This is a genomic window from Leptolyngbya sp. PL-A3 (genome assembly GCF_039962325.1).
GTDB lineage: Bacteria > Cyanobacteriota > Cyanobacteriia > Elainellales > Elainellaceae > Vacuolonema.
Genome location: NZ_JAMPLB010000016.1, coordinates 43,959 through 63,086, shown reverse-complemented (window position 1 = coordinate 63,086; position 19,128 = coordinate 43,959). Strand labels below are relative to the sequence as shown.

11 protein-coding genes are annotated in these 19,128 nt (G+C 49.7%); 9 read left to right on the top strand and 2 right to left on the bottom strand.

The window, feature by feature from the left end; genetic code table 11:
• Positions 1-13: 13 nt before the first annotated feature.
• The 9 genes from ntrB to NDI52_RS14095 all read left to right on the top strand — a co-directional run bounded on the left by ntrB (position 14) and on the right by NDI52_RS14095 (position 17,305).
• Positions 14-853, top strand: coding sequence for a nitrate ABC transporter permease (gene ntrB, locus NDI52_RS14135; RefSeq protein ID WP_190773053.1), 840 nt, complete (start codon positions 14-16; stop codon positions 851-853).
• Positions 854-905: 52 nt separating this feature from the next.
• Entirely contained in the window at positions 906-2,900 is a 1,995-nt protein-coding gene (locus NDI52_RS14130; RefSeq protein ID WP_190773052.1) for a nitrate ABC transporter ATP-binding protein, read from the top strand.
• A gap of 61 nt (positions 2,901-2,961) precedes the next feature.
• Positions 2,962-3,792, top strand: coding sequence for a nitrate ABC transporter ATP-binding protein (locus NDI52_RS14125; protein WP_190773051.1), 831 nt, complete (start codon positions 2,962-2,964; stop codon positions 3,790-3,792).
• A 101-nt stretch (positions 3,793-3,893) separates the two neighbouring features.
• Positions 3,894-6,101, top strand: coding sequence for a nitrate reductase (locus NDI52_RS14120; protein WP_190773050.1), 2,208 nt, complete (start codon positions 3,894-3,896; stop codon positions 6,099-6,101).
• Between the two features lie 222 nt (positions 6,102-6,323).
• Positions 6,324-6,779 (top strand): nitrate reductase associated protein, encoded by a 456-nt coding sequence (locus tag NDI52_RS14115; protein ID WP_190773155.1) that lies wholly within the window; start codon positions 6,324-6,326, stop codon positions 6,777-6,779.
• A 219-nt stretch (positions 6,780-6,998) separates the two neighbouring features.
• The gene (locus NDI52_RS14110; protein ID WP_190773049.1) at positions 6,999-7,298 is read left to right on the top strand and encodes an RNA-binding protein; all 300 of its coding nucleotides are present in this window, start codon (positions 6,999-7,001) and stop codon (positions 7,296-7,298) included.
• Positions 7,299-8,200: 902 nt separating this feature from the next.
• Positions 8,201-9,157, top strand: a complete 957-nt coding sequence (locus NDI52_RS14105; RefSeq protein ID WP_190773048.1) for an RpoD/SigA family RNA polymerase sigma factor — start codon at positions 8,201-8,203, stop codon at positions 9,155-9,157.
• 728 nt (positions 9,158-9,885) lie between these two features.
• Positions 9,886-11,085 carry an HhoA/HhoB/HtrA family serine endopeptidase gene (locus NDI52_RS14100; protein WP_190773047.1) on the top strand — a complete coding sequence of 400 codons (1,200 nt, stop codon included), beginning with the start codon at positions 9,886-9,888 and terminating at the stop codon, positions 11,083-11,085.
• A gap of 505 nt (positions 11,086-11,590) precedes the next feature.
• On the top strand, positions 11,591-17,305 hold the full coding sequence (locus tag NDI52_RS14095) for an Ig-like domain-containing protein (RefSeq protein WP_190773046.1): 5,715 nt from the start codon (positions 11,591-11,593) through the stop codon (positions 17,303-17,305).
• Between the two features lie 262 nt (positions 17,306-17,567).
• Here the strand turns inward: NDI52_RS14095 and NDI52_RS14090 are convergent, their stop codons facing one another.
• Both NDI52_RS14090 and NDI52_RS14085 read right to left on the bottom strand, forming a co-directional pair.
• Positions 17,568-18,410 (bottom strand): sulfotransferase domain-containing protein, encoded by an 843-nt coding sequence (locus tag NDI52_RS14090; protein ID WP_190773045.1) that lies wholly within the window; start codon positions 18,408-18,410, stop codon positions 17,568-17,570.
• Between the two features lie 99 nt (positions 18,411-18,509).
• On the bottom strand, positions 18,510-19,049 hold the full coding sequence (locus tag NDI52_RS14085) for a DapH/DapD/GlmU-related protein (protein ID WP_190773044.1): 540 nt from the start codon (positions 19,047-19,049) through the stop codon (positions 18,510-18,512).
• Positions 19,050-19,128 lie beyond the last annotated feature (79 nt).

Sequence of the window (19,128 nt, the reverse complement as noted above, 5' to 3'; positions counted from 1 at the left end):
ACCCAATCGCACTATGGCTACCAGCACCTATCGCCGGACTACTTCCAGTAATGGACTCGCAACACTGCTGTCCCGGCTGCCTCAGAATGTACGGAAGTTTTTGACCTCGGCGATCGCCCTCCTCGTTGCCCTCACCCTCTGGCAACTGCTTTGCCTCAGCCCAGATGCGCCCCTCCCTGGCCCGATTACGGTTTTGCAAGATACGTGGGAACTGATCATCGATCCCTTCTTTGATAACGGTGGTACAGATAAAGGGTTGTTCTGGCAAATTCTCGCCAGTTTACAGCGGGTATTCATTGGCTTTTCGTTAGCAGCCGTTGCCGGTATTGCTCTCGGTATTGCGATTGGCGCCAGCGCTGTGATCTACGATGCGCTTGATCCCATGTTCCAGGTATTGCGAACGGTACCTCCTCTAGCATGGTTGCCCATTTCACTGGCTGCATTCCAAAGCAGTGAACCCTCTGCGATTTTCGTTATCTTCATTACCGCCATCTGGCCGATCATTATCAATACCGCTGTTGGTGTTCAACAAATTCCCCAGGACTACAAAAACGTGGCACGGGTGCTGCGTCTGTCGAAGAAAGATTACTTCCTGAATGTGGTTTTCCCGGCGACTGTTCCTTACATCTTCACAGGTCTACGGATTGCAGTGGGTCTGTCTTGGTTGGCGATCGTTGCGGCAGAAATGTTGATTGGTGGTGTCGGCATTGGCTTCTTCATCTGGGATGCCTGGAACAGCTCACTGATTAGTGAAATTATTCTGGCCCTGGTGTATGTAGGAATCGTGGGCCTGGTACTGGACAAGCTCGTGGTCTTCATTGCGAACCGCATTATTCCCGGTGGCCGTCCCTAATTAACAACGGCTCGACATTAACCTCGCCAATCCACATCCAAAGGCTTGTGCCATGAAAACGTTTGTTGATATTGACCACGTCGATAAGGTGTTCGCATTACCCAATGGCGATCGCTACATTGCCCTCAAGAACATCGACCTGACCGTTCAGCAGGGAGAATTCATCTCCCTCATCGGCCACTCCGGTTGCGGTAAATCGACGCTGCTAAACATCGTGGCTGGTCTGGAACAAGCCTCAACGGGCGGAGTCATTCTGGAAGGCCGCGAGGTGAATGAACCTGGTCCTGACCGGATGGTGGTGTTCCAAAACTACTCCCTGTTGCCCTGGAAAACGGTTTATCAAAACATTTCCCTGGCAGTAGATTCTGCCATGAGCCACTTACCCCAGGGTGAGCGACGCGGCATTGTCGAACACCACCTCGATATGGTGGGATTACGTCAGGCTCGCGACAAGTATCCTAGTGAACTTTCCGGCGGGATGAAACAGCGGGTAGCGATCGCCCGCGCCCTGGCTATCCGTCCCAAACTGTTGCTCCTGGATGAACCCTTCGGGGCGCTGGATGCGTTGACCCGTGGCAACCTGCAAGAGCGACTGATGCAAATCTGCCAGGAGAGCCACACTACCTGCATCATGGTGACTCATGACGTAGATGAAGCGTTGTTGCTGAGCGATCGCGTCGTGATGCTCACCAACGGCCCTGAAGCTCGCGTCGGCCGGGTGCTGGACGTTCCCATTCCCCGCCCCCGCCATCGATTAGAAGTCGTCAATCATCCTAGCTACTACGCGCTGCGGAATGAGATCATCTACTTCCTGAATCAGCAGAAGCGGGCCAAGCGTCGCCAGCAGGCTCCTGTAGCTGCAAGCGTTGGCACCAAGAAAGCAACGGTGGATCTTGGCTTTATCCCTTTGACGGACTGTGCACCGTTGGTCGTTGCTCAGGAAAAAGGACTGTTTAAGAAGTACGGGTTAGAAGTCACCCTGAACCGGGAACCGGGTTGGGGAGCGATCGCCGAGGGGATCGCCAGCAAACGGCTGGACGGCGCTCAGATGGTCGCCGGAATGCCTCTGGGTCTAACTCTGGGCATTGGAAACAATGCGCCTGCACCTGTGGTCACCGGGTTAGTGTTGAGCCGCAACGGTAATGCCATTACCCTCAGCAAAGACCTACAGCGTCGTGGCGTTCGCACCTTAGAAGACTTGAAGGCGGTTTTGAACCAAACCCCCGATCGCAGCCTTACCTTTGGCGTCGTTCACCCGGCATCCATGCACAACCTGCTGCTGCGTCACTGGTTGGCCTCCGGCGGCATTAATCCTGACCAGGATGTCAGCTTGACGGTCATTCCTCCGGCCCAAATGGTGTCGAACCTGAAGGCCGGCAACATCGACGGCTTCTGCGCTGGGGAGCCCTGGAATGCCCGTGCTATCCATGAAGACCTGGGCTTTGTCATAGCCACTAGTCTGGATCTGTGGCCCAGTCACCCTGAGAAAGTGTTGGGTGTGCGGGAAGAATGGGCTAATGAACAACCCGAAACCCACCTGGCGCTGATCAAAGCCTTGATGGAAGCTTGCGAATACTGTGACGATCGCCGTCACCGCGAAGAAATTCTCGATTTGCTGTGTTTGCCACAGTATGTTGGGTCTGACCCGACCTATACTCGCCTCGGTTTCATTGATCCCTACCTGCGGAGTGCAGAGGCCGAGCCTGAGAGCATGCCCCGATACAACCAGTTCTTTGTCAATCGGGCCAATAGCCCAGACTGGGGCGAGGCGCTGTGGATTATGACCCAACTGGCTCGCTGGGGCATTACTCCTTTCCCCAAAAACTGGGTTGAAGTCGTAGGCCGCACCCGGCGACTGGATCTGTTCAGCGCTGCCGCTCGGGATCTGGGAATCCCCGATCTGGAAACGGCACCCAAGCCCTTCCAGGTGTTCGATGAAACCCTGTTTGATCCGAATGATCCGATTGGGTATCTGAACAGTTTGCCGTTCCACCACGCCATTCGCATCGAAGAAATTGTGTTAGATGCACCCGCGATCGCAGCCTGATCCATAACGGTAGGGGCCGACCCCACTGCCCCTACCCCTCGTCTACTACTTACGACTTACCATGCAGACTCTCCCTAACAGTCAAATCCAAGGTCAAATGCCGACGCAGTCCCTGCTGTCGGTTCAAAACGTCTCGAAGGTTTATCCCACAGCCAAAGGCCCCTATCCAGTTATCGAAAATCTGGATCTGACGGTACAAGAAGGAGAATTTATTTGTCTGATTGGTCACTCAGGCTGCGGCAAAAGCACCCTGTTGAACATGGTGGCCGGATTCACCCAACCTACCCTGGGTAGTGTATACCTGGGGGATCAGCCGATCACCCGTCCTGGCCCGGATCGCATGATGGTGTTCCAGAACTACTCCTTGCTGCCCTGGAAGACCGCTCTAGAGAATGTGTTTCTGGCCGTCCACGCCGCGTTTCCAAAGAAGTCTAAAAAGGACAAGCTAGAGATTGCTCGCGAACACCTGGCGATGGTCGGTCTAATGGACGCCCAGAACAAGCGTCCCCATGAGCTTTCCGGGGGGATGAAGCAACGGGTGGCGATCGCCCGCGCGCTGGCCATTCGTCCACAAATGTTGCTGTTAGATGAACCTTTTGGTGCATTGGATGCGATCACCAAAGAGGAACTTCAAGAAGAACTGCTCACCATCTGGCAGGAACACCGTTGCACTGTGTTGATGATCACTCACGACATTGACGAAGCCCTGTTTCTTGCAGATCGTTTAGTCATGATGACCAATGGTCCATCAGCTACGATTGGTGACATCATTGATATTCCGTTTATCCGTCCTCGGAAACGGGCACATATTATGGAAGACCCACGGTTCTACGAATTGCGGAACTATGCGCTGGACTTCCTGTATCGCCGTTTTGCTCACGATGACGAATAAGCTTGATCGTTGATTCAAATTGCGAGTATTTTCCTAAATCCCCCTCAAAGGGGGACTTTGAGTCATAGAGCTTTGTTTAATCATTTGTTGTGGATGGTCTGATGTCTGAATCCACCAAAACTCTTTGTCCTTACTGTGGTGTTGGTTGTGGCCTGGAGGTCGTACCGACGGGTTCTCCCACGGTGAAAGTGCGCGGCGATCGCAACCATCCTTCCAGCCAGGGTATGGTCTGTGTCAAAGGAGCCACCATTGCTGAAGCTTTGGACAAAGATCGGCTGCTCTACCCCATGTTGCGAAACAGCCTAGACGAGCCGTTTCAGCGTGTCTCCTGGGACGAGGCGTTAAACCGGATTGTGCAAGAAATTCAGCGCGTCCGGCAAACTTTGGGAGCTGATGGTATTTGCATGTATGGGTCTGGGCAGTTCCAGACGGAGGATTATTACGTTGCTCAGAAGTTGATGAAAGGTTGTCTGGGAACGAATAATTTTGATGCAAATTCTCGCCTTTGCATGTCCTCAGCAGTAGCCGGGTACATTCAGAGTTTGGGTTCCGATGGGCCTCCCTGCTGTTATGACGATTTAGAACAAACAGATCACGCTTTTTTGATTGGGACAAATACGGCTGAATGTCATCCGATCATTTTTAATCGGTTGCAGAAGTATCACAAGCGCAACCCAGCAATGAAGCTGGTAGTGGTTGATCCACGCCGCACTCCCACCGCAGAAGCCGCAGATTTACATCTGGCCATTCGTCCCGGTACGGATATTGATTTGCTGCATGGTATTGCCTATCTCTTGATGGAATGGGGAGCGATCGCCCAATCCTTTATCCAGAACCACACCAATGGTTTTGAGGAGTACGCGCAGGTTACCCATCACTACACTCCAGATGTCGTTGCCGTCCGCTGTGGCATCGCGCGGGAAGACCTGGAAACAGCCGCGCGATGGTGGGCCGAGAGTGCGCGATCGCTCTCCCTCTGGTCTATGGGTCTGAACCAATACTCGGAAGGCACCGCCAAAATCCGCACGCTGATCAATCTGCACTTGATGACCGGCACCATTGGCAAGCCGGGCTGTGGGCCATTTTCCCTGACAGGCCAGCCCAACGCCATGGGAGGCCGCGAAGCAGGAGGTCTAGCTTCCCTGCTGCCGGGATACCGCAGTGTCAAAAATTCGGTAGATCGAGCAGAGGTGGAAGCCTTCTGGGGGTTGCCTGGCGGACAAATTGCTCCAGAACCAGGCCGCGATGTTTCGAGCATGGTTCGCGGGTTAGAGCAAGATGAAGTCGGCTTGTTGTGGATTGCTGCGACAAACCCAGCCGTAAGTCTGCCAGATTTGGAGCGAACGAAGAAGGCATTGCAGCGATCGCCCTTCACCGTTTACCAGGACGCTTACTACCCAACAGAAACATCTGCCTACGCTCATCTTTTGCTACCCGCAGCCCAGTGGGGTGAAAAAACAGGTACCATGACCAATTCCGAGCGTATGGTCACCCTCTGCCAGTCCTATCGCCCCGCTCCCGGAGAAGCCCGCGCTGACTGGGCCATCTTCGCAGAAGTGGGACGGCGACTGGGGTTTGAGCAATATTTTCAATTTCAAACCTCTGCTGAGGTGCGTTGTGAATTTGCCGCTCTCACACAGGGACGCGTTTGTGACCAATCGGGCATTACCCATGAAACGTTGAAACATGGCCCTATTCAATGGCCGCAGGCAGAGGGTACTGAGCAGGAGAAGAGGTCGAGTTCCACAGGTCACAGCCCTAAGCGGCTTTATACGGACCACAAATTTCCTACACCAGACGGTCGGGCCCGGTTTGCAGCCTATCACTCTCGTGGATTAGCAGAACCTCCCGACGAAAACTTCCCGATGGTTCTGACTAATGGACGACTTTACGGCCACTGGCACACCCTGACCCGCACTGGGCGGATTGAGAAAACGCGGTTGATGCATCCTCAACCTTTTTTGGAGATCCATCCAAAAGATGCGCGACGGCAGGATATCGAAGATGGGCAATGGGTAGAGGTGCGATCGCGCCGTGGCATGGCCTGTTTGAAAGCGAAAGTAACCGAGGCGATCGCCCCCGGCACCGTCTTCATGCCCATGCATTGGGGAACCCTCTGGGCCGATCAAGCCGAAGTCAACACCTTAACCCATCCCGCCGTCTGTCCCGAATCTCTGGAACCCGAACTAAAAGCCTGTGCCGTACAGCTCGTTCCTATCACCTTACAAGGCGATTCTGAAGAGATTGAATCGGACTTTCTGATTCAGGAAGCAACACTCGATCAGGCTGCCCCAGCGTTATCTCATTGAAGACCGTGAATTGAATAACGATATCTTCGCCGTTTTTCTCAAAGGCTTGAGAAAACGGCGAGCATGTTGCCTCTAAACCCAGATTTTTTTGTTATAGGGGCGAAGTCCCTATAACAAAAAAATCTGGGTTTAGAGGTTTTGTCCTGCACTGAAGTTCAGAACTACAATTCTCATCCTTACAGCAATTTCACTATGATCAATTTCAGGATTTACACAATGACCATGCTTCAAGACGTCTACTTTCAATTTGAGGCAGACTTCGTAGCCTCCCTGCGTTGCATTCCTATGCAAGTACGTTACAAGCTCGACACTTGTGGGGTAAAGCTGAAACTAAAACACTGGCATCAGTTCTCTCAGGAAGAACGGCAACAACTGGTGGTCATGCCCTGTGATACAGCAGAGGCGATCGCCAACTATCGCGCCTACCTGCAAGAACTCGTAACCCAGTACAACGGGGAACCCGCTGGAGAACTGCCTGTTGATTCTCATCCTGCCTGGCTTGATACAAGCAACTTGCCAACAACTGTTCAAGACAAACTTTCTGAAGTGGGTGCATTACTATCTCAGGAGCAATGGGCGGACTTCACCCCCATCCAACGCTTCGCCCTGATCAAGCTGAGCCGTCCTGGCCACGAAAACTTAAACTTCGTCCCTGCCTTGCAAGAATTTCTGGCCTAACTATCTGTCTTAAGTCAGATATTTCTCCGAAAATTGTTACTTCTTCCCTATCTAAAGACTTAAAAGTTTCAAAACACTGTTTATATACTTGTATGTGTGTTACGTTGGGAGAGTTAGTAGTTTTCGGAAGACTTAGCTTGGTTCCTGTCAATTTCGATTCGATTCCAGTTTCATCTCCGTTTAACTCGCTACACGTTGTTCTTCAGACGGAGATGACTCATGTCTATTTATGTTGGTAATTTGTCCTACAACGTTACGCAAGAAGATTTGACTAACGTATTCGCTGAGTACGGTAAAGTTGGCCGAATCAGCCTTCCTGTTGATCGGGAAACCAATCGTCCCCGTGGCTTTGCATTTGTTGATATGTCATCGGATGCTGAAGAGGATGCGGCGATCGCGGCTCTTGATGGTGCTGAGTGGATGGGCCGTGACCTGCGGGTTAACAAAGCTCGTCCTCGCACAGAAGGAGCTTCCAGCGGTGGTGGCGGTGGTCGGAACTATAACCGTCGTTCCTTCTAGTTCTTTCGCTTAGTATCAGCTTCGGCTGAGTAGGAATAGAAATAAGGTGCGTGGGGCATGGCCTCACGCACTTTCTGTATTTGTGTTTTTTCAGGACTTATATATTTATGTTGTGGGTGGGGTGCTTCGCACTCCACCCACAACATAAATATATAAGTCCTGTTCTTTGTCAGATTTGACCTGAGTTTGGGTTAAGGGCTGTTTAGAATGGCGGTGTATACAGAGCATCATCAAAATAGGTATTTAGGCTTACCCCGAACTGGAGATGTATTGATAGCTCTTGCCAACTGAATACATTTCTATTAAGGAGATTTCCAGATAAGAACTTCCCCATTATTTGGAAAAAAGGCGCGGCTTCGCCGCGCCTTTTTTCCAAATAATGGGGATATTGTTTCCCAGAAATCTCCTAAGTACGATGTATTACATATCTAATAGAAACGTATAAGTTCTACTTGTATTGAATTGGCATACAGAATAGTGGGAATTCCGTAGGGGCCATCCTGCTAAATATGACCTATTCAAATTTTGTTTTTCTTATAAAGTATTGTGTGCGCTGAAATTCTCATCATGGGTGAATACATATAACGTATTCACCATAGGGATTTCAGCCATCGGAACTACTCCGCAATAGCACAAAAGAACTATAATAGAGCTCGGATTTTATTTTTGGTTTAGCACGTTATTAGCTATTAAAAATACTTCTATTTATAGAGATAGAGTTCAAAAAGAACCAGTCTAGAAAAAGACATTTAAAGCTCAATCTTATGATGGAGGTCAACTTGTGAAATCTAGTTCTTAGGGTCTATTAAGCCCTTGTAGAATACCCCATACAATAGCCTTCGAACTATATCGAGCCTCGCTCCGTCCGATTAGAACGCTAATTACAGAGCGCAACATTCGTTATGACTCAGTCCTCATCTACGGTTGATATTGTCCGCACCTACTTGAAAGAGATTGGGCGTATTCCTCTTCTAAGCAAAGAGCAAGAGGTTTATCTGGGCAAGCAAGTGCAGCGCCTTATGCAGTTAGAAGAGCTGAGAGAATCCTTAGCCAAACGCTCCCAGCAATTACCCAACCTGGAAGAATGGGCAGAATCTGCAAATTTGACCGTTGAAGAGTTACAATCTGCGCTAGCACTGGGTCGTGCTGCGAAGCATAAGATGGTTACCGCAAACTTGCGCCTGGTGGTATCCATTGCCAAGAAATACGACAAAGCATCGATGGATTTGATGGACCTCATCCAGGAAGGCGCGATGGGTCTGGTGCGCGGCGTTGAGAAGTTTGATCCCCGCAAAGGCTATCGATTCTCAACCTACGCCTATTGGTGGATTCGTCAGGCCATTACTCGGGCGATCGCTGAAAAAAGCCGCACCATCCGCCTCCCCATCCACATCACCGAAAAACTCACCAAAATTCGTGCCGTCCAGCGGGATTTGATGCAACAAATGGGACGGCCTGCCACAAATGCAGAGATCGCTCACATTTTGGATATTCCAGAACCCGACGTACGGCGCTATCTCAGCCATAGTCGGGCACCCGTCTCTCTAGAAATGCGGGTGGGCAATGAGCAGGATACTGAGTTAATTGATGTGCTGGAAGATGAATCCTCATCCCCTGAAGATTACACAACTCAGCAAATCCTCCGTCAGGAACTCCGAGAATTGATGAGCCATCTAACCCCTCAACAGCAGGAAGTGCTGTGTTTACGGTATGGCTTTGAAGATGGCAAAGAGTTAACGCTGGCTAAGATTGGTGCCCGAATGAATATCAGTCGTGAGCGTGTCCGTCAGATTGAGCGGGATGCCCTTAACAAGCTACGGCAGCATCGTAAACGGGTTAACGGCTACCTGGTCAGTTGACGTTAATGTGGCAATTGCCCAAACCAGCGAAATAAGGAGAGAGCGAGGTACGTGCCTTACTCTCTCCTTATTTCTGTCGCCTTGAGCTTTGGCAGAGGCGCACTTTCCCACAAAGAAGGCGAAAGCTATAGTTTTGCGAACGCAGTGATTTAGAAAAAAAAGAGGCCGATCGCTAGAGTTTGCCGTAGAGCCTCTCTGGCAAAGCGATCGCACCTCTATCGCATTCATTCACCTGTACTTCTTAAGGTAGGGATTCTGTTTGTCTTTGCGATGGTGCTGATGTGACATTCCCATGACAAAGTGTTCATTTGCCTCTAAAACCTTGTGGGAAGGCAGCTTCGGCAGCAAAAGCCTGATTTTGCGGGATTTTGGACCTCGCACTAGGATGCCCTATCGTGTTCTAAAAAGACTCACATGTTGCACCTTTTTTAGGGTCAAAACCCAGAACCGTTGTTTTTTCGTCGCTTCATGACGAAAAAACAACGGTTCTGGGTTTTAGTGCAAGATATGGGTTTCTCACTTGGCGACATATGAAAGAAACAGGTGTGTTTTTTAGGCGCGAATGAGCGAGTAGAGAGCGATCGCCCTCCACCCGCTCATATACAAAAGAAACTTTGAGTTTCTGGAGAGAGACATATAGATGCGACGAAGCCGACACCTGACTGACATAATTCCTCATTAGACTAGTCAATGTCGCAGATGATTCACGAACGAACAATCCTACCCCTATGAACGATTCTCACTCCTCCCGTAAACAACCCCTGGTTTACCTATCCCTTGTGTTACTGGGAGCGGGGGCAGTCGTAGCGGGCGAGCGCTTCTTGGATTCCAAGGCCCTTTCGGACCCAGCTCCCCAACCCGTCGTCAGTCAATTAACCGCTCAGAACCCTATTACTTCAGCTATCGGTCGGAACGGCGAGAACTTTATTGCTGATGCCGCCCAGCGCGTGGGCCCAGCGGTAGTGCGCGTCAACTCCTCCCGCACAGTCAGTCAGAATTTACCGCCCATCTTTAACGATCCAGGCTTCCGAGAATTCTTTGGCGATCGCCTCCCCTCAGAAGGTTCGCGGGTCGAGCGAGGCGTTGGTTCAGGGTTCATTGTGGACAAGAACGGTGTGATCATGACCAATGCTCACGTCGTCGATGGAGCCGATGAGGTTACAGTTACGCTACGAGATGGCCGCACGTTTGAAGGTAAAGTCCTTGGGGAAGACCGTGTCACGGATGTAGCCGTAGTCAAAATTGAAGCCGCAGACTTACCCACTGTTTCCCTGGGCAACTCAGACCAGCTCCAGCCTGGAGAGTGGGCGATCGCCATCGGTAACCCCCTGGGCCTGGATAACACCGTTACCGCAGGTATTATCAGCGCCACAGGCCGCAGCAGCGCTCAGGTAGGAGTTCCCGACCAACGGGCGAGTTATATTCAGACAGACGCAGCCATCAACCCTGGAAACTCTGGTGGGCCGCTTCTAAACGAGCGGGGTGAAGTCATTGGAATCAATACAGCCATTCGGGCCAATGCTCAGGGGTTGGGCTTTGCCATTCCTATCAATACGGCCCAGCGCATTGCTCAGCAACTCATTTCCACCGGGAAGGTTGAGCACCCGTTCCTGGGAATTCAAATGGCAACCTTGACTCCAGAGCTGAAGCAGAATATTAACGAAAGCAATGAAGTACCCTTCCAGGTTCAAGAGGATAAAGGGGTACTGATTCTAGAAGTAATGCCGAACTCCCCAGCGGCAAAAGCAGGACTACGAGCTGGAGATGTAGTACTTCGGGTGGGCGATCGCGACATCTCCAAATCCGAAGATGTGCAGGAAATCGTTGAAGGCACAGCCATTGGCAGTAACTTACCCCTCCAAGTACGACGCAATGGTCAAACTGTCTCCGTAACGGTGCAACCAGAGGCAATGCCTGAGCGATCGTAGTACAGGCCTAACCATCGGGGTATCTGGAATAGATGTATCTTCCTTGACTTAGACAGGCGGCCTTTAAGCCGCCTTTTTTTCGTTTATATCTAGAGCATTTATGTTGTGGTTAGGGTGTGAAGCACCCCAACCACAACATAAATGCATAAGTCCCAATTAAGATTCATCCTCAAAATCAATAAATTTACATAGGCTTCACTTATTCCCATAGATACTATTACTATGATGTACGTAGCCAACCTCTGGCTGCACCTACCTCAGTTCCGTAATTTCCAGGGCGACTACCCACTGTTTCAAGGTTTTTGCATCTCCTGAGTCTTCACCCTTGAAGACTTAAAACCTTGAAAGCAGGCGAGGCAAATCATTAAGCCAGGCATCAAAGTACTTTCTTCAGACCACGACTTGGGGCACTGCCATAATACCCACATCGTAGGGATGGTTTTAACCGTTCCTGAGATTTGGGCTGCTGTCAATTTGCCCTTAATCTCTAGCCAGGATTGTATTTATGGACTCTCTGTCATCTGAGACCCTGCGTTTTAATCCATACGCCTTTGCGATGGATAGTAGCAATGTATGCACCCTTTCCCCTCAACCGGAAATTACCTCTGGCTTATCTTGTATGAAAACTATGGTGGGCGATCGCCCGACTCAACTGGCGCCTACCCTAGTTGTGTTTGATAGCCGTGTAGCGGACCTGGAAGTACTCTACGAGGGTTTGTTGCCAGAAACTATTGCTTACACGCTGCATCCTCAGACTGACGCGCTTTCGGCCATAACTCGGTGGTTAGCAGAAACAGGGGCAAAGCGATTGGCGATCGTGGCCCACGGTGAACCGGGAGTGGTTCATATTGGTTTAAAGCCACTGAATTTGCAGCAGCTAGAAGCACAAGCTCATCTATTACAGGAATGGGGGGTAGAAGAAATTGCCCTCTACAGTTGTGAAGTTGCCACAGATCCATCTTTCATTGCCACCCTGGAAGACTTAACTAAAGCCAAAGTTGCTGCATCCCCTGACAAAGTAGGATCCTCAAAGCAAGGAGGTAGTTGGGAGTTAAATCAGAAGCTTAGTTTCTCTCCCTTCACAAGCAAAGCTCTAAAGACATATCAAAGCACTCTAGCCATTACCTCACTGACCCTTAATGGTGTTAGTACTCCTATTCCTGGTTCCAACTCGGGTTCAGGCACAGTTCCGACAGATACTCTTTTCACAGCTACTGACGCATCAAACGTTAACATCAACTACAGTTTCGACACAACAAGTAGCATTGGTGCATCTTTGTTGATGGCCATCTACAGTTCTAACGGAACTTTATTATATTGGCAGTCCTTCAGAAATACGGGTAGTGGTACGTCTTTCACTAGTAGCTTCAATTTAATGAATGCTCTAGGAAACTACAACGGCAGTTTTTACTTCACCTTTTGGCAAGGAACTACCAATCCCAATGCCCCCGCCTCTTCTAGGCCTTATAGTGGAGCAGTCGTCAGTTTTCCAACAAGTAGTAATAGTGGCTTTAATTACCGAGGACAAAGCGCAACTTCAGTTAGTGAGTCCAACATTGACTGGAACACTGCTAGTGCATATAACATCGGTACTAGTGTTTACTACAACACTGGCTTTGTCACAGTTAATAGCTTTAATGATGATGCTGGCTTTATCCAGGCCCCAGCAGCAGCTAATGGTACTACTACCGACGACACTACACCAGCCTTTAGTGGAACAGCTCCGGCCAACACCCAGATCACTATTAACTACACTGGGGCAGCTTCAGGTTTGGCAACAGTAACCTCAAATGCAAGCGGAGTTTGGAGCTGGACTCCTACTTTAAGCACTAATGGTACCTATAACGTTACTGCCTCCTTCAACAATGGCGGCATCACTGCCACTAGTAACAGCTTCACCTTTACCCTTGACACCATTGCTCTTGCTCCAGGCGTTGCCCTTATAAATGATACGGGTAGCTCCAACACGGACAGGATCACCAACAATGCGGCACTCACCTTATCCAATTTGGAGACAAGTGCTACTGTCCAGTACAGCACCGACAATGGTCAAACCTGGACAAGCAGCTTTACTCCAGCACAGGGAAGCAACACCGTTCTGGTCAGACAAGTTGACGTAGCTGGCAATAACTCTACCTCAACAACCTTTACGTTTACCTTTGATAACGTCGCTCCGACTGCTTCCACATTGGGCTTGGCACTTGATTCTGGTAGTTCCAACAGTGACGGCGTCACCAACTCCGGTGTCGTTAACGTCTCTGGATTGGAAGCAGGCTCCATCCGTGAGTACAGCATCAACAACGGCCAAACCTGGACAGCCTTCTCTGGCGCTGGCTTCACGCTGAGTGCTGACGGTGCCAAGTCAGTGATTGTGCGTCAGACGGACTTGGCAGGTAACATCTCCACCTCCAACCCCTTCAATTTCACCCTCGATACTACCGCTCCAGGGGCAGCTGCCTTGAGCCTGGCCCTTGACTCTGGTAGCTCCAACAGCGATCGCATCACCAATTCTAGTGTCGTTAACGTCTCTGGATTGGAAGCAGGTTCCATCCGCGAGTACAGCACCAACAATGGTCAAACCTGGACAGCCTTCTCTGGCACTAGCTTCACACTGGGCGGTGACGGTGCCAAGTCAGTGATTGTACGTCAAACAGACTTGGCAGGTAACATCTCCACCTCCAACCCCTTCAATTTCACCCTTGATACCTTTGCTGCGGCTCCAGGTGTTGCATTAAGCAGCGATACAGGCTCCTACATTGATAGAGTTACCAACAAGGGCGACCTAGCCATTACGGCTGAAAATGGGGCCACAATTCAGTACAGCACCGATAATGGCCAAACCTGGACGAGCAGTTTTACCCCTGTAGAAGGCAATAATACCGTCTGGGTACGGCAAACTGATACGGCTGGTAATATTTCTGCCTCTACTAGTTTCAGCTTCACCCTGGACACGATCGCCCTACCTCCAGAAGTTGCCTTGGTCTATGACACAGGCACTTCCAATAGCGATAAAACCACCAACTATGGTGTCCTGTCGGTTACACCTGTCACTGGAGCCATGATCGAGTACAGCACCAACAATGGTCAAACCTGGATCGGCAGCTTCACCCCTGTAGAAGGCAACAACACCATTCTGGTCAGACAGACTGATACAGCTGGCAATATTTCTGACCCTACCAGTTTCAGCTTCACGTTAGACACAACCATCATTGCTCCGGGAGTGGTACTGGCCAATGATACGGGCTTTTCCAGCAGTGACAAAATCACAAGGGATGGAGCCCTGAGCATTGCGGCTGAAACCGGGGCAACAATTGAGTACAGCTTCAATGGAGGTGGAACCTGGACCCATAGTTTTACTCCTGTTGAGGGCAGTAATACGTTTTTAGTGCGGCAAATAGATGCTGCAGGTAATACCTCTACGGTTACCTCCTTTTCCTTTACCCTGGATACTACTATTCAGGCTCCAGGAGTGACACTGGTCCAGGATACAGGTACATCTAATAGCGATCGCATCACCAGCAATGGAGCGCTGGCTATCACCGCAGAAAATGGTGCTCGGATTGAGTACAGCCTGAATGGCGGCAATACCTGGACAACTAGCTTTATTCCCGTTGAGGGGCTAAACACAGTTCAGGTCCGTCAGATTGACGTAGCAGGTAATGTCTCTGTCGTCACCCCTCTCAACTTTACCGTCGACACGATTGCCCCCAATGCTCTGGCGATCGCCCTGACGAACGATTCAGGCAGCTCCGGAGACAACATTACCAATGACGCCAACTTAACGGTATCTGGAATAGAGCCGGATGCAAATGTTGAGTATAAGATCAACAACGGTGATTGGTCTTCTGTCTATCTGACACCTGTTACGGATGGTGATTATGTCGTTCAGGTTCGGCAAGTTGATCAGGCTGGCAATGTTTCTAATCCGGCTTCCGTTGCCTTTACCCGTGATACGACAGCTCCCGTAGCTCCAGCAATTGGGGCGATCGCAACGGATAACATCATTAACGTTGCAGAAGCTGTAGCCGGAGTTGAGCTCACGGGTACTACGGAAGCAGGCTCTCAAGTTAGCCTGATTATGGGTGGGCAAACTCGAAATGCCGTTGTCAGTGGGACAACCTGGAGTTATACCCTTACCAACGCTGACCTGACCGTGTTGGGAGAAGGAACAGGCAAAACTATCACGGTTCTATCAACCGACAGAGCCGGAAATACGACTTCCAGTATCTCTCAGCCTTTTAGCATCGATACGACTACTGTAGAAAAACCCGTTATTGCGATCGTTTCTGGAGATGACCGCATCAGTCTGGATGAGAAGGGCCAGGGTACTACAATCTCAGGTACCGCTGAAGCTAATAGCATTATTAGTCTTAGCTGGGGCAACACCACGGTAACCATTCAGGCTGATGCAAATGGAGCCTGGAGCCAAGCTTTCACTCCAGAGCAAATACCTGATGATGGGTCGACAGTGATTAATGTTTCTAGCCAAGATGCGGCTGGCAATGTGAGTGCGATCGCCAGCCGTACCGTCCAGGTTGATACGGTTATTGTGGCGCCCACTATTAATGTCGTTTCATACGACGACCAGGTTAACTACGCAGAAAAGATGAAAGGGGTTGTCCTATACGGCACCGCTGAGCCCGATAGCTATGTCACGATTGTTTGGGGTGAAACGACCCTTACCAGCCGGACAGATACCAATGGAAAGTGGGTCCGTGTCTTCCCTTCAACAGAAATCCCTACCGGTAGTAACACAGACCTCAGCACTATCAGCGTAACAACACAAGATGATGCTGGTAACATCAGCTCCACAGTTACTCGCTCAGTGCATATCGATACTGTGGTTCCAGATGCTCCTGCAATTATCGACGTAATAGATGATGTGGGCTCTATCCAGGGTTCTGTTGCCAACGCCGGTCGCACAGATGATACAACCCCAACCTTTGTCATTGGTTTGAATAATAGTCACGGTGCAGGCGATGTTTTACAGCTCATCAATGGTTCTACTGTGCTCGCAACCAGGGTTTTGACCAACCAGGATATTGCCGACGGAAGTGTTTCGCTAACGTCTACCGCCTTGCTCGATCGATACTATGTGATTACAGCTCATATTAAGGATATGGCTGGCAATCAAAGTGTATTGGCTACAAACCGGGGTCTTACCGTAGACACCATCGCAAATACTCCAAATTTCTATTTGGCATCGGATTCTGGCATCTCCAACGCAGATAAAATTACTCGCTCTGGGTTGGTTTATGTAGCCGGGATCGAGGTGGGTGGAACCTGGCAATATAGCATTGACGAAGGACAAAATTGGATTACAGGCACTGGCGCAAGTTTCACGCTAACGGGTGACGGCCTTAAGAAAGTTATCGTGCGTCAAACCGACGTAGTCGGTAACACCTCAACCTCAACGCCTACTCCCCTTGTATTCACCCTGGATACCACGATCCCAACCGGCACGGTTATTAGTAGCTATGCCACTACGAGTGAGACAAACACTCTAACCCTGACAGGTAAAGCTGAGGCAGGTAGTACAGTATTCATCAACGTAGGGAGTACAACGCTAGGAACCACTATTGCCACAGGTGATGGTAGCTGGAGCTTTGATGCAGTTGGCAGCCTGGTCGGAGGTAATTATTCTGTTCTTGTCAGAGCAATGGATGTTGCAGGCAATAGTAGCGTTTTTGCTACAGCCAGGGTTGTTGCTGGTGACGGGTTGGACAATACCCTGACTGGAGCAGCTAATGCGGATATCGTCGTAGGCTATAGTGGCCGCGATTTGCTCAATGGCAGTGGTGGCAACGATCACCTTTTTGGTGGAAATGGGGATGATACTCTCGTGGGCGGTGTCGGAGCCGATCTGCTAACAGGTAGTTTTGGGGCTGACACGTTCAGGTTTAATTTAGCTGACTCACTGTTAAGTAACATCGATCACGTCACTGATCTGGAGATCGGTATCGATTCCATTGATGGGCCTACAGCCGTAGATTCATCCAGAATTTTTAATGCAGGGGCGATCGCGACCTTAACAGAAAGTGGAATCAGTGCAGCACTAACAACGAGCAATTTCTCTGCCAGTGGAGCTGCGGTTTTCACTGTTGGGACTCGTACTTTTGTCGCCCTCAATAATGCGACAGCTGGATTTTCCGCCACAACGGATGCCATTGTCGAGATTACGGGCTATACCGGCAATTTGAATAATTTGTCGATCATTTAGTTTTACATCTTGTACTAAGCTTTAAAAGCCTAATTTTGTCATCGTGATACGACGGCAAAGCTAGGCTTTTAGAGTTTGATGCAAAATGGAATATAGCACTACTAAATAAGTTGTGAGAGAGGCGAGCAAAGCCCGCCTCTCTCACAACTTATTTCACAAATAATTTAGGACTGCTATATCAAATCCCATTCAATAACTATAGAACCGAAATATGGAATGTACACAGTGCATAGCACCGTGTACATTCCAGACGAGTATTATTTCAATGCCGTGGCAGGTTCGGTCGAGACTCCCGATCAATCCAGTCATCAGATGATTCATAGCCTAACCGAATTAATAGGGCACCCGCTTCCTGGTGAAAAAACTCGCGATCGGCTCGGGTAAAGTGTTGCTGCCACCGCTGTTTCTTTTGTCCTTTGTAAAATCCCAAAATTGCTGTGCTCTCTGGTCGCTGAGCTGTAAGGCGGTTCCAGCGGCTTTGCCAAATGTTTTGGTAGGGCCGAGGTAACAGGGGTTCGTGAAATTTCGGGGTTAAATCTAGCACTTGACCCAGGAGCGTTAAGGTTTCAAACGGCTGGCGTAAAACTTTTTCAAACTGCAATGGGGTAACATCCGGTTCGGCTAGCCAGCGCTCAACATGCTCAACCCACCGTCGAATCCAGGTGCGTTTGAGATCTGGTTGCCGCAAAAACTCACTCAGAGAGCAACGACTAGGGGCATGGAAACTTTGCATATAAAGATGAAACGAACATAGAACATCCCGCCCATCTCGAAAAATGTATAATCGAGTCGCTTCCGTTTTAATCCAATCAAACCACTCTGGGTCTTGCTGAGACAGCGCCGTCAAAGTGGGGTGATCATGAGTTTTGAGAATAGGTCTTTGGCTACGTTGAAGAACCCCTAATGCCATTGCACGCTCCATTTTCTGGGTAGATACTGTTAGCCCCTCTAAAGGTAGATAAAGATGTCCTAGTGACTCTCCCGGATATTTCCAGGATGCACATTCATGAAACTGTTTCCGTAGCAAGTCAATCGTAAGATGAGTGCCTGAACGGGGATGGCTAGCAATTAAAATAGGTTTGCCAATATTTGCGAAGGGTGACATGACGATCGATTCCTTATGGACTCCCCATAGATGAAGGCTACTAGCTGTCAATTGTGGTCCACGATAAAACAACAGCGCACATACAAGACCCGTTAAATGTCACAGCAACCAGGGTTTATAGTTCAAAGTGTAGGTTAGATGAGGCGATCGCTTTCCAATCACTCGTGCCGGGTTTCCAGCGACAATAGTGTAAGCTTCAACATTTTTGGTGACAACGGCTCCTGCACCCACAACCGCCCCCTCTCCAACCGTGATTCCTGGGAGGATGATGGCGCGATAGGCAATCCAGACACGATCGCCAATAACTACTTCTCCACCCTTGTCGGCGAAATCCGGAGAGTATGGGTCGTGCCCCAGGGTCAGAAGAGTCGCTTCAGGGCCAATCGATACATCATTACCAATATGAATGGGGTAAGTTCGGCCATCAAATAAACAGCCAAAATTGAGAATGGTGCGATCGCCCAAATATACTTTTCTTCCATTTAAAAACCGACATCCCAGTTGCACCGAAACACCTGTTCCCATGCCTCCCAAATATATCTCTAGATAAGCATTGCGGATGGTACGAGAAGGAATTTTACCAACCATCTGGTTGTAGCTATATTGCATGATCTGGCCAACTGTTAGCTTCCATGTCATAAGTGAGTCGTTTCCAACAAATGGAATATCTATCTTTTCCAGCTGGCAAAAAAGTCCCTCATACTCATCAAAATCTGAT